This is a genomic window from Shewanella intestini, assembly GCF_018221465.1.
Taxonomy (GTDB): domain Bacteria; phylum Pseudomonadota; class Gammaproteobacteria; order Enterobacterales; family Shewanellaceae; genus Shewanella; species Shewanella intestini.
Genome location: NZ_JAAIKR010000004.1, coordinates 75115 through 96497 on the forward strand (window position 1 = coordinate 75115; position 21383 = coordinate 96497).

Consider the following 21383-nt stretch of genomic DNA (forward strand, 5'->3'; position numbering starts at 1 on the left):
ATACTCCCGATTACGCCTTTTGATCAAATGCAATCCTTGCATATTGGCATTTTTTTCTGCATTGCAGATTGCTAATGGTGGCCTTGAAAAGGTTTAATTCTTATTCATTCCATTGATAAATAAAGCTAAATAATATTGGCCTAGTCTATGCAGTATCTCGATACCTAATCAATAAAGCGAGAGACCTTATGACTTCTTCAATTTATGATCCGACGCTTAATGCGTTACCGACCCCGCAGCCGCAACATCTATTTAAGAAACGGGCTCTTGCGATTGCATTAAGTGCAACAGCGTTACTGTTTTGCCAAACAGCTCAAGCTGCTGAACCGTTTGATGCTTGTCCGACTGAAGCATTTATTGTGCAAACACCTGCAGGCAATCCTATTGCTTATGGGGTGGATTTAAGTACCGGCAGTTATGTGACCTTGTCTGATGAAATGGGCGTGAATTCTGCCATTAATGGGACGGGTTTTAGTTATAACGATAACTATTTATATGGTTGGGATTATGAGAATAAACTGCTGAGTCGTATTGATAATCAGTATCAAGCTACGCCCTTAACGATGACAAAGCATAGCCTTGTTGGAACCACGAATTTTTATGTTGGCGATGTGGCCATTGATGAAAATGTCTGGTTTGGTTACCGTAAAAAGCTCGGTTTGTTTCGCATTAACCTTGATGAAGCCAATCCGCAAATGGAGCTAGTGACCAACCAAAGTAATTTAATTGATTACACGATTACCGATTTTGCATTTCATCCCAGCGATGGCTTTTTATATGCCGTAACCAACGGCACCTCAGGGAAACTAATTAAAATTGATCCGGCAACGGGCGAATATGAAACCATTGGCGAAGTCATTACTGGGACTAAAAGTTTTACCTTTGGTGCGCAATTTTTTGACCCAGACGGCAACTTATATTTAAGTAATAACAATACCGGGAATGTGTATCGATTAAATGTTGAAGATGCCGCTCCAGTAGCAGAATTATTTTCCTATGGTCCGTCATCGACTTCTAATGATGGTGCGCGTTGTGCGTTAGCCCCCGTCCCGGTAGGTAACGCGGTTGATTTTGCTGATGCGCCTGATTCGTATGGCACGTTAATTGATTCAAACGGGGCGCGTCACGGTATTGTTGCGGGGTTAAACCTAGGTCAACTTGTTGATAATGAATCTGACGGCTATCCATCACCATTGTCTGATGATGACAGTGATGGAAATGACGATGATGATGGTATTAGCATGCCTACCGGATTTGAAATTGGGGAATCAGCTATTTTGTTGGTGGATACCACCGGTTCTGATGGCTATTTAAATGCTTGGATTGATTGGGGCCAAGATGGTCAATTTGATGAAGAAGATCGCGTCATTCAATCTCAAAAAATGTCTGATGGCCAAACTACACTGAGTATTGATGTCCCTAATTGGGCAAAAGCTGGCTCAACTTGGTCTCGTTTTCGCTTAAGTAGTACTAAAGATATTCTACCTACAGGTGGCGTGAGTGACGGTGAAGTGGAAGATTACCCATTAACTGTGACCGAAACGGGTGTCACCATGACCTATTACCCCTCATCTTCTACTTACACGACCTTAGCTTATGAAGATTTATTCCCTAACCAGGGGGATTTTGACATGAATGATGTGGTGATGCAGCTGCGCATTGTGCAATTTGTGAAAAATAACCTTGTTCGTCGGGTTGGTTTTGAAGCGCAATTAGTGGCAATGGGAGCGTGGTATCACAATGGATTTGCAATCCAATTACCTGCTATTGCTAGAAGTAATGTTCAAGAGTCCGCTATTGAATGGAGTGCTCAGGGGATAACTCAATCAAGCTCGCCACTGGAAGCGGGTCAAACCAACGCCGTGCTTGTATTTAGTGAAGATCTTTGGGGCCATGTCACTAAAGGCAATAATTGTGAATACTTTAGGACTGAAGATGGTTGTGGGACAAATTATCGAGCAACTTGGCAAATGACGGTTCCGTTTGTTGATGCGGTCGAAGTAGACCAAATGCCAGCTTTCCCATATGACCCATTTATTTTTGCAACCCCTAATACCGACCATGGCTTAACCGCAAAAAATATTACCGATGGTCAAAACCCAGGCCGTAAATTAGAAATCCACCTTAAAAATAAAGCCCCGACTGATTTATTCGATAGCCGCTTCTTAGGTATGCATGACGACAATTCTTCCGCACAAGACGGTCAATACTTCCAAGATGCGAATGGTATGAGCTGGGCAATTGAAGTGCCTGATGGTTGGCAGCACCCAGTAGAAACTGAGCGCCTTGATGATGCTTATGTTGAGTTTATTGATTTTGCCGCCGACCCAACAGGCAACACGAGTCCTGATTGGTATATGACCATCACTGAAGAGCTGGTGTTTTAAAAGGCGCTATTTATCGAAGCGATTAACACACTCATTTATGGCAATAGCCAACTTAGATGAAAGGGATAAATTATGAATCAATTAATGGATAAATCACTGAATGTGATGGCACAAGCACCTAATAACGAAACCGATGAACATAAACAATCATGGTTTGACTATTTACAAAAAAAAGGTGGCCACAAACCCATGGTAAAAAACATATTATTGGCGATGTCAGTAACCTTTATTACCGCTTGTGGTGGCGGTGGTGACTCTTCAGCTCCTACAGAGGTTGCCGTTACACCGACAACCCCTGCTACCGGTACTACGCCACCGGCGACAGAAACTGACCCTGAACCGGAGGAAGAAACCACGCCCAGCCCAACCTCTATTGACGACTTAGTCGTTGCCCCAGAGTTTGAGATGCAGGCGGTGTTCGACTTGGCTGTTAATGTTGAATTGTCGTCTACTGAGCGCGGTTATTTCTCACTTTGTGATGACTTTACTCAAGGCGCGCAAATTGAAGTTAATTATGATTCTTGTTTATTACGTGGGCCGTTAACCGAGGGTAAGCTAGATGAAGTATTAACCGTGGCTAATCATCAGCATAGCTTAATGGCAGTGATTTGGTTTTATGATGGTAGCGCGCCGCAATACACGCAGTGGCAATATGACCCAAGTGCAGATGAGCAGCAGTTAACGCTTAATTGATTCACGTTGTTAAATAGGCATCATCAATACTTAATGAAGCCAATAAAAAAGGGATGTCACTGAGTGATATCCCTTTTGTTTTAGCCAATAAAAAACTTCAACCTCATCGGTGGTAGCTTGTTTATTGCAGCGTTTTGGAAAGCTATTCCATGTCTTCCCATTCAATACCCATTTCATCCATTAGTTTTTTGGCTTCTAACGGAATGCTATCTGGGCGATCTTTTGTAAGGTCGCCATCATTAGGCAAAGGCTGACCAGTATAAGCGTGTAAAAAAGCCTCACACAAAAGTTCACTATTAGTTGCATGTCGTAAGTTGTTCACTTGACGACGAGTGCGTTCATCAGTGAGCACTTTTAACACTTTTAAGGGGATAGACACGGTTATTTTTTTTACTTGTTCGTTCTTTTTACCATGTTCGGCATATGGGCTAATATATTCGCCATTCCACTCAGTCATTAACTCACCTTTCCACTATAAATTCGGAGCAGATTTTAACCCCTATTAAGCTGTAGTCAAATTATTGCAGTGAATTTGTGCTTAATGCAAATAGATTTCTTTATGTTTAGATGTCTAAACGTCTATTTTGGTTGACGCTGTGACCTATATTCGTTATTTTAGCCGTCTAGACATCTCTTGTGTGTTGTTAATTTAGGAGTTCACCATGACCAAACCGCATATTGCGACCTTAGCCGTCCGTCACGGTATCGAAAGTGACACACAATATGGTGCGGTTGTTCCGCCAATATATTTGTCGACTAATTACAGCTTTGATGGCCATAAAACTCCACGTGAATTTGACTATAGCCGCTCAGGTAATCCAACCCGAAATGTATTGGGAGAGGCGCTGGCTAAACTAGAAAATGGCGCAACAGGGGTTGTAACTTGCACGGGTATGGCCGCAATTACTCTCGTCACCAGTTTACTAACGCCTGATGACTTATTAATTGTGCCACATGACTGCTATGGCGGCAGTTACCGGTTATTTACCAACCTGGCCAATAAAGGCGCGTTTAAGTTATTGGTGGTAGATCAAACTGACAACGGCGCATTAGCCAACGCCATGGCTCAAAGCCCCAAAATGGTGTGGCTAGAGACACCATCAAACCCATTGCTTCGAGTGGTTGATATCAATGAAATTGCTCATGCGGCGCATGAGGTTGAAGCATTAGTGGTGGTTGATAACACCTTTTTGTCACCTATTTTACAGCAGCCACTTAACTTAGGTGCAGACATTGTTATTCATTCAACAACTAAATATATTAACGGCCACAGCGACGTAGTAGGCGGCGTTGTTGTTGCTAAAGATGCTGAAATTGGTGAGTCACTTCATTGGTGGTCAAATACTTTAGGGTTAACGGGATCCGCCATGGACAGTTACCTCACATTACGTGGATTACGCACGTTGGCGGTGCGTATTCGTGAACATCAAGCCAATGCACAAAAAATTGTTAGCTTATTAACGCAAAGCGATTGTGTGACTCAAGTATATTATCCGGGTTTAGCCACTCACCCTGGTCACGAAATTGCAGTTAAACAGCAACAAGGCTTTGGCGCTATGTTAAGTTTTGAGCTAGAAGGCGGTGAAGATGCTGTCGTGGCGTTTTTAAGGGCGTTATCGTTATTTAGTGTGGCAGAAAGTTTAGGCGGAGTAGAAAGTTTGGTTGCTGTTCCTGCTACTATGACCCACAGAGCAATAGCACCTGAAGCTCGCCTTGAAGCAGGTGTAAAAGACACATTATTAAGACTATCAGTTGGTATTGAAGACAGTGACGATTTAATTGCTGATATTCAAGCTGGATTAGCTGCTGTTGCAGCGCTGTAACCGCAAAATTAGTTATTAAACATATTGATAAATTTGCATATCAGTAGGTGAGTTGAGGAGTGAAAGATGGCACGAGGTCATTTACATAAGTTTGGCGGTTCAAGTTTGGCAGATGCTGACTGTTATCGCCGTGTGGCCCATATTTTGCTCACCCATGGCAATAGCGATGACTTAGTGGTGGTATCTGCAGCAGGTAAAACCACCAATTTTTTATATAAGCTACTAAAGCTGCGTGAAGAAGGTCAATTGTGGCAAGAAGAGCTACAAGTACTGATTAGTTTTCAGCAAAAGTTAATTGAGCAACTGTTGTCTAATCAACAGGCGCGTGACTTACGCGAGCGCTTATCAACCGATAAAGCTCAGTTGATGTCGTTATTGTCATTGCCTTCTAGAAATAGCTACCAGTTAAATCAAGTAGTTAGCTTTGGTGAGCGTTGGTCTGCCAGATTGATGGCCGCGCTACTTAGAGAGTCGGGCGTGGGGGCATCTAATGTTGATGCTTGTGCTATTTTGCTCGCCGATGAAGGCGGTGTTCCCAATATTCGTTTGGCCGAGTCGCATGACAAAGTGCAGGCGTTATTGGCCAAACACCCCAATGAACGCGTCATTATCACCGGTTTTATTTGCGCAAATGATAAAGGCGATACCCTTTTGCTTGGGCGTAATGGCTCTGACTACAGCGCGACGTTAATTGCCAGCCTAGCTGACATTGGCCGGGTGACGATTTGGACCGACGTTGAAGGGGTATTTAATGCCGACCCTAATAAGATTAATGACGCAAGATTACTGAATAGTTTGTCGTTAGCAGAGGCTGACAAGTTAGCCCATTTAGGTTCGCCAGTGCTGCATTGCCGCACATTGCAGCCATTATTTAATACCAAGGTTAGCTTGGCTGTGCGCTCAAGTTACGCTTCACATACTGACTTCACGTTAATTGCGCCGCAAAGCTCATCAGCCAGTGCACCGGTTGTGACCAGCTTGAATAAAGTGGCGTTATTGTCGTTTAAAATTGGCGGTTCACTTGATGCACTTATTAGCTTACTTAAAGAGCAAACATTAACGCCATTGGCGTCGTGGTCGTATGCACAACAAAAGGTTGAGCTAGCGTTCACGGTTGAAAATAAAGAGTTAGTAGAACAGTTATTGTCGAGCAAGGCACAAGAATTTGAAATTAGTGCTTTAAATAGCCATACCGACATGGGGCTAGTGGCATTAGTGAGCGCAGATGCCAAGCTATTTCATCGCAGCTTTGCCCGTTTACTAAGTCGTGACGCAAAACCTGTGTTTGAAGACGCATTAAGTTTGGTTACGCTGGTGCCTCAAGCTCAAGTTAATCTATTAACCCAAAAAGTTCATCGTCGCTGCGCAGGTCCACGTATGCGTATTGGCGTGCTGCTACTCGGTGTTGGCAATATTGGTGAAGCGTGGATAAATTTATTTAAACGTTCTAGCACCATGCTTAACCGAGAGCTTGAAGCCACGGTTGAGTTAGTTGGTTTGGTTAGCTCCAAAAAAGCGTTAATTATCGAACAAGGGATTGAGTTAGATTGTTGGCAGCAACAATTTGAGCAAGATGCCAACGAATGGAACTATGAGCATTTATTTGAGCAACTTGAAAATGTAAATTGCGACGAGATTGTTGCACTAGACATTAGCGCCAGTGCGCAGTTAACTCAGCAATACCCTGAATTATTTAGTCGCGGCGTGCATGTCGTTAGCGCGAATAAATTGGCAGGTTCCGGCCCATTACCTTTTTATCAAGAGTTAAAACAGCAACTCAGTAATCGCCGTTTATTTTGGCGTTATAACGCCAGTTGTGGAGCAGGTTTACCGATTCAACATGCTTTGAATGATTTGCACAACAGTGGCGATAACATTGAGGCTGTTGGTGGTATTTTCTCTGGTACGTTATGTTGGCTATTTGAACATTACAATGGCCAAAAACCGTTCTCTGAATTGGTGACTCAAGCAAGAGTGCTGGGGATTACAGAACCGGATCCGCGTGACGATTTATCTGGGCGAGATATGCAACGTAAGCTGCTGATTTTAGCCCGTGAAATCGGTTTGTCGATTGAACTTGAAGATATTAAGTTACAGTCGCTAGTGCCGGATGCGTTAGTTGATGTGTCACTGGATGAGTTTTTAGCGCGTATTGATGAGTTAGATGCGGATTTGTTGCAACAATTTAATGCGGCAGCTGAGCAAGATAAAGTGCTGCGTTATGTGGCATCACTTGAAAAAGAAGCCGACAAACTTGTGGCTGAAGTCAGTATGCAATGGGTGGATCAAAATCATCCGTATACCAACTTAACCCCAGGCGATAATGTGTTTGTTATTCGTAGTGCGTTTTATCAAGGTAATCCGCTCATTATTCGTGGACCTGGAGCAGGACGAGAAGTCACCGCTGCGGCTGTGCAATCTGACTTAGTGCATATCTGCAAAGATCTACTGCAAGAATAACGACGAGTTTTGTCGATAAGGTTGCCAATTTAGGTTGCGGCCATCTAATGAAAACCAAAGGCTCTTCGGAGCCTTTTTTTGTGTCTTTGCATTTTGCTCATGATCGCCTTGAGCAGCATTCATTGGCTTTGACACGTAAATCTATGGATTTTGTCTTGACTTCAAACACCAGTGTTCTAGTATGTAGACATATAGACGTCCAAACGGCTAAAAGAGCAAAAGCCAACTGCCTTCTTTAGTTTACTTGGTTTGGCAATATTTTTTGAAGTAGAAGGAATTCATCATGGCTTTTCATCACGCCCAACATACGCAATCGCTGAATCAGAGCTTATCTGAATTGAGCGATATCAATGTGTCTTTTGAATTTTTTCCACCATCAACCCCAGAGATGGAAAAAATCTTGTGGAACTCTATTCGCCGTTTAGCGCCACTAGACCCTAAGTTTGTCTCAGTGACTTATGGAGCAAACTCTGGTGTTCGTGACCGTACTCACGGGGTAATTGAGCGTATTCAGCAAGAAACTAGCTTAGTGGCCGCGCCGCACTTAACGTTAGTTGATGCCAGCGATGAAGAACTCGTTGATTTAGCCAAACAGTATTGGAATAGCGGCATTAAAAATATTGTGGCATTACGCGGTGATTTACCCGATGGCAGCCCAAAACCGACTCGTTTTGCTAATGACTTAGTCCGCTTATTACGATCTGTGGCTGACTTTGATATTTCAGTTGCGGCGTATCCTGAAGTTCATCCTGATGCAAGAAATGCGCAGTCTGATTTGATTAACTTGAAAAAGAAAATTGATGCGGGTGCTAATCGTGCCATTACCCAATTCTTTTTTGATGTGGAATCGTATTTACGCTTTAGAGATCGCTGCGTCGCTGCGGGAATAGATACCGAAATTGTCCCGGGTATCTTGCCTGTGACAAACTTTAAACAAACTAAACGCTTTGCCGATATGACCAATGTGGCTATTCCGGGGTGGTTAAATAAACAGTTTGAAGGGCTAGATGATGATCCTGCTACGCGCCAATTAGTTGGGGCAAATGTGGCCATTGATATGGTGAAAGTATTGGCTCGTGAAGGTGTAAAAGACTTTCATTTCTATACCCTAAACCGTGCAGAATTAACCTATGCAATTTGCCATACATTAGGGGTAAGACCTAACACGAATGGTTAATAGGCCTATTTACCGTATTAATGTTGCCATTGTAATCATAAAACCTCGTTGAACTAACGAGGTTTTTTTATTTGAAAAAGATGCCGTTAAATAGCGAATCGTTAGTGATAAACTTAAGCGAGATGTAGTTAACTGTGTGCTTTATTAAGGATGGTATTTAATGACTATGACGATTGCAGAGACACAAGTTTGTCCTATCTGCCAAGCAAAAAACCAATGTGCAATGGCTGTTGGTAAAAGTATTCACGGTTGTTGGTGCTTAACGCAGCCGCACTCTATTGCTGCTGCGTTAAGCCGTTTTAAATCTGAGAATCCGCAAATTCAATTCAAACATAAACAATGTATATGCCCGCAATGCGCTCAAGCGATGATTGATGCAAGCTGTGAGGTCTCTGACGTTGAAATCTACATACCTTAATCCACCTCTTTTGTGCCTGTTTTTATCATCCTATTGATTAATCTTCTTTATGTTGTTGATGACTGTCTTTTGCTGTGAACAGCGTGACGGTCTTGTTTGGCTTGCTGTATAAGTCAGTGTGTGTTTTTGATGTTAACAGGTGTTTAGATTGTTGCGTATTTTGGTTTAATCAGGGTACTCTAAAATAGGGCGGTAACATAAGCCGTTAAGCAAGCCCAATAATAACAATAATCAATTAAACGCGAACAAGCGTCAAAGAGGATTTGCATGGAAATAGTGACAGAAGTTGTTAACACCATCAATGGCATTGTATGGGGTGTGCCGATGTTGGTGATGATCCTCGGAGTTGGGTTATTTTTATCAATTGGTTTAAAACTGATGCCAATCGTTCGATTAGGGACGGGTTTTAGGTTGTTATGGCAGGGGCGCGAAAGCAATGAAAAGGGTGATGTGAGCCCGTTTAATGCGTTAATGACATCACTGTCAGCCACTATTGGTACCGGTAATATTGCCGGGGTGGCAACGGCCATTGTTTTAGGCGGCCCAGGCGCATTATTTTGGATGTGGTGTACTGCGCTGGTGGGAATGGCGACCAAATTTGCAGAGGCGGTATTGGCGGTTAAGTTTCGAGAAAAAGATGCCAATGGCAATCATGTTGGCGGGCCAATGTATTACATAAAAAATGGCTTAAGCAGTAAGTGGGCATGGTTAGGTACTGCCTTTGCCTTTTTTGGTGCCTTTGCTGGGTTTGGTATTGGTAATACAGTGCAAACAAATTCAGTTGCTGATGCGATGAATAGTACCTTTGGCGTGCCGGTATGGGTAACAGGCGTTGTGTTAATGGTATTAGTTGGTGCGGTGTTAATGGGCGGCATTAAACGTATTGCCGTGGTCGCCGGTAAGCTGGTGCCGTTAATGGCACTATTTTATATTTCGGCTGGGCTATTTGTGTTGGTGGTTTTTGCTGATCAAATTCCAGCGGCATTTGCGCTGATTATTGAATCTGCATTTAACCCGGTTGCTGCTCAAGGCGGGTTTGCTGGTGCAGCCGTTTGGGCCGCGATTCGTTTTGGTGTTGCGCGCGGTATTTTCTCAAATGAAGCTGGGTTAGGTAGTGCGCCGATTGCGCACGCTGCGGCAAAAACAACTGAACCGGTTAAGCAAGGTTTAGTGGCAATGCTTGGTACGTTCATCGACACCATTATTGTGTGTTCAATTACAGGGCTTGCTATTGTGGTCTCTGGTGTGTGGACTTCAGGCGTCAATGGCGCAGCATTAACCTCGATGGCTTTTGCTCAAGCAATGCCTATTGGGCAGTACATTGTAGCAATAGCATTATCTGTATTTGCTTTTACCACGATTTTAGGTTGGAGCTTTTACAGTGAAAAGTGTGTGCAGTATTTGTTCGGCGAAAAAGCCATAAAGCCATTTAGATTACTCTGGACCATCGTCGTGCCTTTAGGTGCGGTGAGTTCATTAGAGTTTATTTGGTTACTTGCCGATACGTTGAATGCCATGATGGCCATTCCTAACTTAATTGCATTGGTGTTATTAAGCCCTGTGGTATTTAAGTTAACCCGAGAGTACTTCGCTAAGCAGTCATTAGCCGCGGTAACAGATAAATAATCGCAGTCTTTTGACATAAAAAAGGCCCTGAATAAGGGCCTTTTTAGTGATTAATGTTACATAAAGTCATCTTCAATATCCTTGCGTAATTGTGCATTATCAAGGAAATCATCCAGTTTTCTTCTGACCTCTCTTTTATGCTCAAGTACTTGTGCTGCTTTAATATTTCTTGGTTTAGACATTTCTTCAAGTTCAATGTCATTTGGGACGTGTTCGGTTAGGTTTGCCATAACGACCTCCTTAATGGGCGTTAGCATGTTATGTGGAAAAGCTTTACACGTTTAGTTTCAGCTTAGCAGTAAATGATGAAGTTGCTATTACATCTTTAACGGTGTTTTTAAGCCGAAATTTAAGTGATTAAAAAGCTGAATAAAACAGTATTAATTAAGTACTACTTTTATGACACCCTGATGACGAAATGACGAAATGACGAAATGACGAAATGACGAAATGACGAAATGACGAAATGACGAAATGACGAAATGACGAAATGACGAAATGACGAAATGACGAAATAGAAAATTTGGCGGGGAAATAACAATGCCACCGATAGGTGGCATTGTTGGGTTAGTGCTTTTGATGCATTGCGCTAACACAGTTGTGATGACTTGCATTTAACAACGTTGAGTTGCTAACCCTATGGTTGAGATTAAACAAACCATCTTTACTGAATATTTTCTATGTCTCCTATGTTAGCGATGAGATTAAAGTTCAAAGCCAAATGAATATCCAATTACTAATTTGGCGTCATCATCGTCAAGGTCGGTTTTCGATACCATAAACGACACATCGCCTAGGTCAGTAGCCGCGCTTAATGACACATTATATTCAGAGTAACTATCGGTATTAAACCAACTGGTGATCACATCACCTTTTGAGTAACCGTAATGCAAACCTAAGGTCAGTTTTTGTGTCAAAGGTTGACTGTAGTTAGCTTGCACATAAATCATGTCTTTTGAATCAAGTGGCGATGAAGCGATGTCATCGCCGCCATTAACAGTATGCGAATAAGAAATATCAAACGCTTTCCATGCAAGACCGACTGTCACTTCTCCAAAATCAATACTACCTGGTGCATCTGGGTAGCCGTAGTAAAGGTAGTTAATGTCGTAAGTTAAGTCTTCAGTTATTTCACCACCAAAGCCTGCATATATATCAAGTTCGTATGAAGTGCCATCACCAAAGTCGACATTTGAACCCCACGTGCCAAGATAAAATCCGGACTCGTGGGCGTAATCGACACCGCCTTGAATTGCCGCGCCAGAAGATTGTGATACACCGCGCCATAAATAATCCGACGTAGCGCCGATATTACCGCTAACTTCTGCAAACACAGTACTACTCATTAATAGGCCGGCAGTTAATGCTACTGCTTTGGTTATCGATTTTTTCATGCTATCCCCTTAAGTTTTATTATTCATCACGCCTTTGGTGCAAACGGTCGACGTGATGCTCGTTAATTGAAATAGAAATAGCGAAACCTATGCCAACTTTAAATGTCATTTAAATACAGTAACTTAATGATTTTAGCTGTTATGAGTTAATGAAGGGATGCAACTTTATGTGGCAGCAACGCACCTAGGTAGTGCAACAAAAAACTAACATTTGGGCGGGAGATAGAGATAAGCATAAAAAAACCTCCACATGGGAGGTTTTAGTATTAACAGTCGTTAGTTGTAAAATTTAGTTAACGCTGTCTTTTAGTGTTTTACCGGCTTTAAACTTAGGTACTGTTGCAGCTGCGATTTGGATTTCTTTACCGGTCTGTGGGTTACGACCTGTACGAGCAGCTCGTTCAGATGTTTCAAAAGAACCAAAGCCTACAATTGAAATTTTATCACCGTTTTTCATTGCTTCAGTTACTGCTTCTTCAAAAGATTTTAGTGCGCGACCTGCTTCAGCCTTGGTTAGCTCAGCACTTTCTGCCATTTTTGCAATTAATTCACTTTTGTTCATTTTAGTAGTCTCTACTTTCCATAGGAGTGTTCCAAACTTGATTAACATGCCATAAGCGAATTGGCTTTGAAAGCCTTTTATATGATAAATCCCGCATCAGTGCGGGATTTTAAAATAAAAATTGGTTCAAGATCACTTTTTTGCAGTTAGTCTTCAAGTAGTTGATATAAAATCTGTTTAACCAGCTGTGGTTCAAATGGTTTATCACATAAAGCATTAACCCCCGCGCTGGAAACATTACTTAAATGGGTATCGTTGGCTTCTGAGGACACCATTAAAATAGGAATGTACGATTGCTGAGATTCATTACGAATAAATTGAGTTAATTCTAAGCCATCAACGCTTGGCATATTGTAATCGGTAATTACCAAATCAAACATTTCTTGTTGCATAATCTGAATAGCTTCTTGACCATCTGCCGCTTCAGTAATGTGCTGAATGCCCAAATTACCAATGGTGCGCTTAATAACATTTCGGGCCATGCGGCTGTCATCAACCACTAATACGCGCAGGTCTTGAACATCAAAATGACTCAGGTCGAGTTCTTCATTGCTAATTAAGTCAATAGTGGAATTGAGTGCAGTGGCTAAATGCTCGGCACTAAAAGGTTTAGGCAAAATAGCGACCACACCTGATTGACGAAAAACCTCTAGCTGCTCTCTACGGCACTCACTCGATACCAACATAAATTGAATTTCTTGGTAGCGCACATCTTGTTTAATAAATTTAAGTAATTCAGTGGCTTCACCGTCACTGAAATGTAATGCGCTGGCAATTAAGTCTGGTTTATATTTGGCAATATTTTGCTTAGCTTCGGCTATTGTTGTGGCTGTTTGGATCTGGTTGACGCCTTCTTTTTGTAAGCGACTAATGATCACTTTCTTTTGCATATCAGAAGGTTCAAGTAACAAAATAGAGAGTTCACTTGGAGATAATTGATGCATATAAGGCTTCTTAAGCTTTGGCGTAAATGGGAGGGCGAAATATTTTAATCGATACAAGGATTATAGTCATCCAAGTCAGATTTGTTGCACTAAATATCGCCTGTTAGCGTATTAGGTTTGTGATGTAGGTATCACTTTGTACTAATACTTGTATCAGTTCGCTAAATATTGCTTGATGGGCTTAGTACAGACCACCCACCATTGAAAAATGATAATACTCAATAAGCTAAGTGCTAATGGCAGAATAGGAATATTAATGTCATTGACGACAATATTCACATCTTCAGGGGTAATTTGATAAGCAATTATCGCCACAACCGACATGGCAATGAAGCCTAGTGATTGCAAAATAATGTAGACAAACAGCACAACTCTTGCCCATCTCGTTTTGTAAACTAACCCGACAATGACCGGAAAAACCCCAATTGTGAGTAAATCAAATGAAGTAAAGCTGATGGCTTTCCATAAACTCACAACGGCCAATAAAATGTAGAGGGTAAAAAGTAAATAAACGCGGATTGGCATGCTCTGTCCATAGGGGATGTCAGTTATTTTGCTGTAGAATAGCGTATTTACGATTATTTGGGGAAGGTTCATTATGACACCATCGCAGTTTTGGGCGTTAGTCACTCGTACTTCGGCTACGCAATCCTCTGATGAATGCGTCGCTGCGTTAAAAATGAAGTTATCAAACTTAGACGATGATGAATTAGCGGCTTTTGATAAGTGGTTTGGGCAGCAATTGCGTAAAAGTTACACTTGGGATGTATGGGGGGCAGCTTATGTGGTGACAGGCTGTGATTCCGAGCATGGTTTTACTGAATTTCAATGTTTTTTATTGTCATTAGGTGAGCAGGTTTACCATGAGGTGATTAACGACCCAGATAGCTTAGCCAAGTTAGATGCTTGGCCGTTAGTAGATAATTATGCATATCCTTTTATTGAAGATTATGATTTGATTGCTGGGCAAATATTTGAAGATAGAAACGGCCATGAATTGCCTTTTGTTCCCGCTGGCACTCATGCTCCTGCGGGTAAAAAGTTTAATCAAAAGCCTAAGTTTTTGCGCAAGTCTTACCCGTTATTAAGCCAAGCATTTCCTTTTTAAAGGCGCTTTTTAAGCTGTGTCATTGACAGGGGTAGGTTATTTTTAGTGTTAGCAATAAAAAACCAAACGGGTAAACGTTTGGTTTTTTTGTTTATCGCGTTCAGTTGTCGCTGTGAGTTCACAATGACTTGTCACGGTGACAACTACCGCTTATCCAGTTTATTTTTTCATGCAGGTTGCGGTCTTATTATCAAACTCTAAATCGTGACTGGCGCATATTTTACGTACAAATTGCTTGTCGGCATGATCCAATTGAATGTCAAATTTTGCCTCTAACTCAACTTCATGTTCAAAATAAATCACTTGTTGCTGCAAAGCGAGACGTGATGCTTGTTCATTGATCTGTTGCTGAGTTTTTGGATTAGATAAGCCGGGCGCTGCCATAATGGGCAACGTGACCATTATGCTAATTAACACGGCACTGCTAGCGGCGATAAAGTGAGCGTTGTGGATTAAGGTTTTCATAAGTCTGACTCCTCAATTTTATGATGAATTGTCGACGTTAGTTCCTTGAACGTGCGCATAAATAACAAATACAGACAACAACGTGTTAGCTGCTGATTTAAGATGAAGCCACTTTAGCATTCGCTTATTGAATGGTTGCTGAATAAGAGTTGTGTTGTGCAATTGCGGCTTCTTGCATGGTTAAGCCAGTAAGCGGTTAAATCAGTAAAAGAAAGCGACATAAGCCGCTTTTACCACAACTTATACGATAGAGGGGCGAGGGATTAATCAGGTTTGCTAACCGCTGGTGCAGATGCTCAGCTCCATTTAAGCATCGGGTGGTTATGATAATGTTTCGCTTAAATACAAACTCATGGCTTATGTTAAGGATATGTACAGGTAAGAACCAATATAATGGTGATGTGAACGTAATTTGAACGTCAATTTTGTTGTAATGCCTTTAAGGAGCGCATGATGAAACTTAAAATATTAATGATCAGTAGTGTACTATTTAGTCATGTTGCTTTTGCTGATGAAGCTGAAAAGCCTAACCCGATAACCGAAGCGGGAGCGGTAAAGATTGAATGGCAACAACCGGATAAATTCAGAGATGTAAAAACATCAAATGAGCGTCAATCGCGTTTTGAGATGCGTTTATTTAACACATTAACAGAGAACTTAAATAAAGAAGTCCAAAAAAGTTTACAGCCTAATCAGCGGTTAACATTGCAAGTCACCAATGTTGATTTAGCGGGGGATATGCGCCCAACATTTGGGGCGACATCGGGTGATTTACGTATTATTAAGGATTTATACCCACCAAAAATAACCTTTAGCTATCAATTGCTTGAAGGTGGAAAAGTGATTATTGCCGGTGATGAAAACCTTCGCGATATGACCTTTTTGACCCAAACACGGGTAAGAACGCATAAGCCGTTTCAATATGAAACGCTGATGCTCAACAAATGGTTTAATGCCACTGTTGCAACCAAACTATAAGCAATATGTGTAAGAGCAAAAAAACAGCCAATAAAAAAACCGCTTAGCATTTAGCTTAGGCGGTTTTTTTATTGTATTAATTGTGCATAGTTAAGGACTAATGCAAAAGGGTATTCAGTTGTCTTACCTGACAATAAGCTGTTATTTAGAGCTTAATTTAAATACTTGCATGGTTTGCAATAGCGTAGCTAACCGTTTCACAAAGCTTTCTAACTCTTCAGGGGCAATATGCTGGTTAGATTGAAAACGATCAAAGTCAGTAGCAAGCTCTTTAACATAAGGTAAGAAGCGATTGCTTTGCTCATTAAAACCTTGTTCTTTATTGAAAATCGATACAAACTTACCGTGCCCCGCTTTATGTAATTCATCTAAACGTGAATCGCAGTCGATAGATTGGCGATAAGCCGTTTGCAGGTTTTCTTTAATTTGCTGAATTATTTTTGTATACGGCATCTCAGCCTCGAAAGTGATGGGCAATAGCTTAATTATACGCAATCAATGCCAATAAGCGAAAGTGATAACCACTGATAACTTAATAAGATCATGAAGATTAAGTTTGTTTATACGAGGATTTATCCTTTAAAGCGTTATTTGCATAATGGGAGAAATGATGTTTCAGTGGACTTGTTGTTTGGCGCAAACTCGCCAACTTAATCATCGGCTAAAAAAAAGCACAGTAGCGTTACTATCATTAGCGACCTCACTATTAATTAGTGTGGGGGGAAGTTTCCCTGCCTTTAGCGCAACAACTGATAACCCGGTTTTTTTTCAAATTAATTACCAAGGCGAGCAAGCCTACTTACTTGGTTCTATCCATGTGGGCAAAGACGATTTTTACCCATTAAATCACACCATAGAGCATGCTTTTAGTGCGTCAGATGCATTGGTGATTGAAGCCGATATGGCAAAAGCTGATGTGCCTGCACTATTGCAAGAGTATGGCAAGGCATCTCCTAAGGTCAGTGAGCAAACTCAGCAGGTATTAAGCGATTTTTGTCCTAAAAATGCGCAATTGTGCACCGCGATTGCCCCGTTTGCTCCTTGGCTACAAGCATCGCAAATTGGCTTAGTTCGGTTTGGGCAATTAGGCCTTCGCGCTGACAAAGGCGTTGATTTAACCTTTGTGGCAAATAAAGGTGATAAGCCATTGTATCAACTGGAGTCAGTGGCATTTCAGTTTAAACTTTTGTCATCATTTTCGACACAAACACAGTTAGATATGGTTAAAGAAGCCATTAAAGTGTCAGACTCCGAGATGAAAGGGCTTATCAATGCATGGCGCAGTGGCGATGAAAAACAGTTATCTATGTTGATGGATGATCCTGAGTCAATGTCAGCAGAGGTGATTGAGAAGTTATTATTGCAACGTAATCATTCCATGGCGGCAGGCATAGAGACGTTAATGATGAAACATAAAGGTGAGCAATTGTTTATTGTTGTCGGGGCTGGGCATTTAGTTGGGCGACAATCAGTGCCTTCATTATTGCAATCGACTGGGATGACAGTAAAAAAATGTCATCAACAGCAATGCGGTGAATAAAGAGTACTTGCAAGAAATGCAAAGCGTTTGCCTGTGGTTGAGTTTAATTCTGCTGAAAACCGAATGATTGTAACCTGGCTAAATGTGTTGCAAACCTATCGTATTACTTGCTTGAGGATTAGACTCAATCAATAGCTATTTTTGATTAAAGTGCTGAATTAAATCGATTAATTCAGCATTTTTTATCGTTGGCCAATAAAGTGGATATAGCGCCCCAATGATAAGTAAGGTTCACGTTGTGAGTATCGCAGCTCCATTTCTATTAACTGCTTGGTGTCAAAGTTTGCGGGTAAGCTTTGTTTTAAATAATCATTAATGACCCGCACACCTGACTGACATAATAATTGTAATTGCCAATCATTAAACCACTGTCTTACTTGTTCTATATATAACGGGTAGTTAGGAGTCAGGCCGATTTTTTTCTTCACTTTTAGGCCTCTTTCTACATAATCTAAATTACCTGAAACAAGGCTATGAAAGCGCAATGCTTCTTTGTTGTAAAACATTAGCGAAAACAAACCATCAGGCTTAATAAAATTAAGCAAATGATTGAGGGTGGTTTCGGCATCGCTTAGCCATTCTGCTACTGCATGGCACATTACTACATCAAATTGGCCTAATTCATCAGCCGATAAGTCTTGAATGGCGCTATGTACTAAGGTGATATTTAACGGCTGCTCGGCTTGGGCTATTTGCTCTTTTGCTTGCTCAAGCATGTTGGCTGAAATATCACACAAGACTATTTGGTGTCCCATAGCAGCCAATTTTTGGCTGATAAACCCAAAGCCACCACCGGCATCTAAAATGCGTAATTTAGTGCGGTTTAACTGAGATATTGCCGGCAATAAGTCGCGCATCAGTACCGCGGCTCTTATCTCACCTTTGGTGGTGCCGTAGATATTTTTAGAGAATTTTTTGGCGAGTTTATCAAAGTTTTTATCTTGCAATTGCAGCCACTCAATCAGTTTTTTTATAGGGAAGATTAAGTTGTTATTGTCGCATTTCATTGCGTAAACCCCAACAATCAATTCAAATCTCTTTACGTGCTGGTAACCACAAAAATGAACGGGTCAAGTTGAGTTTGTGTTGGCGTGTTTAGTTTTTGTTAGGTGATTGCGTGTTTAACACGAGCTAGGTTAGACCGTGTTGATTGTCTCGGGTATAATGCTGCGCTAATTTATTGTTGTAATAATTGTGTTTTTTATAGGTGTAATACATTGAGCCACGACTTCTCTATCGAACTCACTTCGATGCCTTCTTTGCTTACTTTGTATCGAAAAATTTTTTTCGGCCGCAAACCTGGTTGGGATCAGCAACCACTACCTAGCGTGTTTGTTAAAGCGACAAACGTGTCGGTGTCGGCTAAAAAAGTCGCTCAGTATGCTGAGGTTTGTCAGTTTAATTTTGATAAGCACATTTTGCCGCCAACGTATTTATATGTTTTGGCTTTTCGGTTACACGCCACTATTTTCACTCACGAGGCGATGACGTTTCCGTTGCTAGGGATGATTCACCTAAAAAATAGCATTAGTGTTTACCGTCAAGTGAATGTGACTGAGCATGTTGATGTGCAATGTGAGTTATCTGACAGTCGTACCACAGATTCGGGCTTAGAGTTTGACTTAGTGTCGAAAATATATGTTGCAGATGAATTGGTATGGGAAGCATTTTCAACTTACCTGTATCGTATCGAAGGCAAAAAACGCATCCGCCCGCCCCGAGCATCAAAAATGGCATGGGAAAACGTACAACAATGGACTTTACCTGAAGGTTTAGGCCGTCAGTATGCTAACGCGTCAGGTGACTACAATTTAATTCATTTACATCCTATTTTGTCAAAACGCTTTGGTTTTGATCGCGTGCTAGCCCATGGTATGTGGTCTAAAGCAAGGTCGATGGCGTATTTGATGCAGTTTGTTGGTGATAAACCATTTAAGCTAGATGTCGAGTTTAAGTTGCCCGTTTTCATGCCTAGTGAAGTGACTTTTGGTTATGAAAGTATTGAAGGGGGTAAGCAATTTGAAATGCGCGATATTAAAGGGCGTAGACCGCACTTAACCGGTGAATTAACGTATTTAAGTTAACGGTTGTTGCGACAACAACATGCCCGAGCTCATGCTCGGGCTTTTTATTGGCTGAACAACCCTGTTATTGCAATATTATTCAACCAATTTGAATTTTGAGTCTGATCGCAACTACGGTGAAATAGTGCCTTAATGAGTAAAATGTTATTGACTCACTCGGATTTGGACATTAATTTCTCAGCGATCTTTTTAACTCAACTTTAATGATAAGGACAACAAGCAATGGCTGAGCCATCCTCAATTAGCTTGATCCCGCCTGTCGTGGTGTTAGTGCTGGCTGTGACCTTAAGAAGACCGATTTTATCGCTTATTATTGGAGCGTTAGTTGGCCTGTTACTTATTTCACCAACCAAGGTGTTATTTGCATTTTCTGAGATATCTTTGAAAGTGATGGCAGATGAAACCATTGGCTGGCTTATTTTAGTTTGCGGCACGTTTGGCGCCTTGATTGCCCTTTTGGTGCGCACGGGAGGGGCATTTGCGTTTGGGCAGTTAGCTTTAAAAGTAGCTAAAGGACCAAAGTCGTCGTTGCTGATGACTTACCTTCTTGGGGTCGCTATTTTTATTGATGATTACCTTAATGCGCTCACCGTGGGCGAAACCATGAAGCGGGTAACTGACAAATTTAATCTCTCCCGTGAAATGCTTGCTTATGTGGTTGACTCTACTGCAGCACCAATCTGTGTGTTAGTACCGTTATCGACTTGGGCTGTCTTTTTTGGGGGCTTGTTAGTTGATAATGGCATTGCAGATGCTGGTCAAGGCATTGCGGTGTATATGCAAGCTATCCCCTATATGCTGTATGCCTGGGTTGCAGTATTAATGGTGCCATTGGTGATTTTTGGGGTTATTCCGGTGTTTGGGCCGATGAAAAAAGCGCAGCAGTTAGCTCAAGCAGGTAAAAACTTACCGATTGATGAGCAAACAGAGGTCAATACTGCAGATGATTACGCGGTTAAGGCGATGGAAGATGAGTTTGCCAGCGCTGAGCGCCAAGGCAAATTGCATAATTTTTTATTGCCTATGGTCATGTTAATTGGCTTTACGGTCTATTTTGATATTGATGTGTGGCTTGGGTTATTGGCAACCATGGCATTAACAATTCCGTATTATGCGGTGCAAAGATTAATGCCGTTGTCTGAAATGATGGAGCAAATGATTGATGGCTTTAAAAGTATGCTGCCGGCCATTGGTACCGTAGTCGCGGCATTTATATTTAAAGATGTTTGCGACCAGCTATTGCTACCACAATATGTCATCGCTTCATTAAGCCCTTATATGACCGCAAGTCTATTACCTGCGATTGTCTTTTTAGCGATGGCAGTATTGGCGTTTGCCACAGGTTCTAGTTGGGGAATTTTCGCGGTATCGATTCCGATTGTTATGCCGCTGTCACATGCTGTGGGCGCGGATACGCCATTGGTGATTGGTGCGCTGTTATCCGCTTCTTCATTTGGTAGTCAGGCATGTTTTTACAGTGACTCAACCGTATTAGCGGCGCAAGGCGCAGATTGTAACCTTGTGAGCCATGCTGTGACGCAATTGCCATATACGTTGATTGCCGCAGGGGTGACTTTTATTGGCTTCTTATGGTTAGCCTAAGTTAATCTTGTTGCTAGTCGATAGCGTTAATATGCGGTTTATAAGCGTATTTTGGGGGGAAGGCATTGTTAACTGATATGCCCCATGACTATTGATTAGCAAAGCAAATAATTGATAAAGAA

At 41.6% G+C, this 21383-nt stretch carries 21 protein-coding genes; 12 read left to right on the top strand and 9 right to left on the bottom strand.

Annotation, left to right across the window (positions count from 1 at the left end; all coding sequences use genetic code 11):
* Positions 1-188 precede the first annotated feature (188 nt).
* Together G3R48_RS06160 and G3R48_RS06165 are read left to right on the top strand one after the other, a co-directional pair.
* Positions 189-2387: an LruC domain-containing protein gene (locus G3R48_RS06160; RefSeq protein WP_153661876.1), complete on the top strand. Its 2199-nt coding sequence runs from the start codon at positions 189-191 to the stop codon at positions 2385-2387.
* A gap of 72 nt (positions 2388-2459) precedes the next feature.
* Positions 2460-3080, top strand: coding sequence for a hypothetical protein (locus G3R48_RS06165; RefSeq protein ID WP_153661874.1), 621 nt, complete (start codon positions 2460-2462; stop codon positions 3078-3080).
* A gap of 142 nt (positions 3081-3222) precedes the next feature.
* On the opposite strand, the gene metJ is transcribed toward G3R48_RS06165, so the two are convergent.
* Complete coding sequence (gene metJ / locus G3R48_RS06170; protein WP_153661872.1) at positions 3223-3537, bottom strand: met regulon transcriptional regulator MetJ; 315 nt, start codon at positions 3535-3537, stop codon at positions 3223-3225.
* Positions 3538-3742: 205 nt separating this feature from the next.
* Here metJ and metB point away from each other — a divergent pair, with 205 nt between their 5' ends.
* The 5 genes from metB (at position 3743) to G3R48_RS06195 (ending at position 10584) form a co-directional block, all read left to right on the top strand.
* Positions 3743-4903: a cystathionine gamma-synthase gene (gene metB, locus G3R48_RS06175; RefSeq protein ID WP_153661870.1), complete on the top strand. Its 1161-nt coding sequence runs from the start codon at positions 3743-3745 to the stop codon at positions 4901-4903.
* Positions 4904-4969: 66 nt separating this feature from the next.
* The gene (locus tag G3R48_RS06180; RefSeq protein WP_153661868.1) at positions 4970-7363 is read left to right on the top strand and encodes a bifunctional aspartate kinase/homoserine dehydrogenase II; all 2394 of its coding nucleotides are present in this window, start codon (positions 4970-4972) and stop codon (positions 7361-7363) included.
* A 283-nt stretch (positions 7364-7646) separates the two neighbouring features.
* Entirely contained in the window at positions 7647-8540 is an 894-nt protein-coding gene (metF, locus tag G3R48_RS06185) for a methylenetetrahydrofolate reductase (protein WP_153661866.1), read from the top strand.
* Between the two features lie 160 nt (positions 8541-8700).
* Positions 8701-8958, top strand: coding sequence for a cysteine-rich CWC family protein (locus G3R48_RS06190; RefSeq protein ID WP_153661864.1), 258 nt, complete (start codon positions 8701-8703; stop codon positions 8956-8958).
* 267 nt (positions 8959-9225) lie between these two features.
* Positions 9226-10584, top strand: coding sequence for an alanine/glycine:cation symporter family protein (locus G3R48_RS06195; protein WP_153661862.1), 1359 nt, complete (start codon positions 9226-9228; stop codon positions 10582-10584).
* 56 nt (positions 10585-10640) lie between these two features.
* Here the strand turns inward: G3R48_RS06195 and G3R48_RS06200 are convergent, their stop codons facing one another.
* The 5 genes from G3R48_RS06200 to G3R48_RS06220 all read right to left on the bottom strand — a co-directional run bounded on the left by G3R48_RS06200 (position 10641) and on the right by G3R48_RS06220 (position 14009).
* The gene (locus G3R48_RS06200) at positions 10641-10814 is read right to left on the bottom strand and encodes a hypothetical protein (RefSeq protein WP_194823839.1); all 174 of its coding nucleotides are present in this window, start codon (positions 10812-10814) and stop codon (positions 10641-10643) included.
* A 474-nt stretch (positions 10815-11288) separates the two neighbouring features.
* Positions 11289-11978 carry a TorF family putative porin gene (locus G3R48_RS06205; protein WP_153661860.1) on the bottom strand — a complete coding sequence of 230 codons (690 nt, stop codon included), beginning with the start codon at positions 11976-11978 and terminating at the stop codon, positions 11289-11291.
* 289 nt (positions 11979-12267) lie between these two features.
* Positions 12268-12540, bottom strand: a complete 273-nt coding sequence (locus G3R48_RS06210) for an HU family DNA-binding protein (RefSeq protein WP_153661858.1) — start codon at positions 12538-12540, stop codon at positions 12268-12270.
* 146 nt (positions 12541-12686) lie between these two features.
* Entirely contained in the window at positions 12687-13484 is a 798-nt protein-coding gene (locus G3R48_RS06215) for a response regulator (protein ID WP_153661856.1), read from the bottom strand.
* Positions 13485-13637: 153 nt separating this feature from the next.
* Positions 13638-14009: a hypothetical protein gene (locus G3R48_RS06220; RefSeq protein WP_153661854.1), complete on the bottom strand. Its 372-nt coding sequence runs from the start codon at positions 14007-14009 to the stop codon at positions 13638-13640.
* Positions 14010-14082: 73 nt separating this feature from the next.
* On the opposite strand from G3R48_RS06220, the gene G3R48_RS06225 reads away from it, so the two are divergent.
* A complete protein-coding gene (locus tag G3R48_RS06225) occupies positions 14083-14592 on the top strand; it encodes a DUF4240 domain-containing protein (RefSeq protein WP_153661852.1) in 510 nt (169 codons plus the stop codon).
* A 159-nt stretch (positions 14593-14751) separates the two neighbouring features.
* Here the strand turns inward: G3R48_RS06225 and G3R48_RS06230 are convergent, their stop codons facing one another.
* A complete protein-coding gene (locus G3R48_RS06230) occupies positions 14752-15057 on the bottom strand; it encodes a hypothetical protein (protein WP_153661850.1) in 306 nt (101 codons plus the stop codon).
* A gap of 453 nt (positions 15058-15510) precedes the next feature.
* On the opposite strand from G3R48_RS06230, the gene G3R48_RS06235 reads away from it, so the two are divergent.
* A complete protein-coding gene (locus tag G3R48_RS06235) occupies positions 15511-16035 on the top strand; it encodes a DUF3016 domain-containing protein (RefSeq protein ID WP_153661848.1) in 525 nt (174 codons plus the stop codon).
* Between the two features lie 141 nt (positions 16036-16176).
* Here G3R48_RS06235 and G3R48_RS06240 read toward each other — a convergent pair whose 3' ends face one another.
* On the bottom strand, positions 16177-16488 hold the full coding sequence (locus G3R48_RS06240; RefSeq protein WP_153661846.1) for a prephenate dehydrogenase: 312 nt from the start codon (positions 16486-16488) through the stop codon (positions 16177-16179).
* Between the two features lie 157 nt (positions 16489-16645).
* Here G3R48_RS06240 and G3R48_RS06245 point away from each other — a divergent pair, with 157 nt between their 5' ends.
* Positions 16646-17575: a TraB/GumN family protein gene (locus G3R48_RS06245; RefSeq protein ID WP_194823838.1), complete on the top strand. Its 930-nt coding sequence runs from the start codon at positions 16646-16648 to the stop codon at positions 17573-17575.
* Positions 17576-17757: 182 nt separating this feature from the next.
* Here G3R48_RS06245 and G3R48_RS06250 read toward each other — a convergent pair whose 3' ends face one another.
* Positions 17758-18522: a methyltransferase domain-containing protein gene (locus G3R48_RS06250; RefSeq protein WP_153662146.1), complete on the bottom strand. Its 765-nt coding sequence runs from the start codon at positions 18520-18522 to the stop codon at positions 17758-17760.
* Between the two features lie 303 nt (positions 18523-18825).
* On the opposite strand from G3R48_RS06250, the gene G3R48_RS06255 reads away from it, so the two are divergent.
* Together G3R48_RS06255 and G3R48_RS06260 are read left to right on the top strand one after the other, a co-directional pair.
* On the top strand, positions 18826-19659 hold the full coding sequence (locus G3R48_RS06255) for a MaoC/PaaZ C-terminal domain-containing protein (RefSeq protein ID WP_153662144.1): 834 nt from the start codon (positions 18826-18828) through the stop codon (positions 19657-19659).
* Between the two features lie 222 nt (positions 19660-19881).
* Positions 19882-21261, top strand: a complete 1380-nt coding sequence (locus tag G3R48_RS06260; protein WP_153661842.1) for a Na+/H+ antiporter NhaC family protein — start codon at positions 19882-19884, stop codon at positions 21259-21261.
* The last annotated feature ends 122 nt before the right edge of the window (positions 21262-21383 follow it).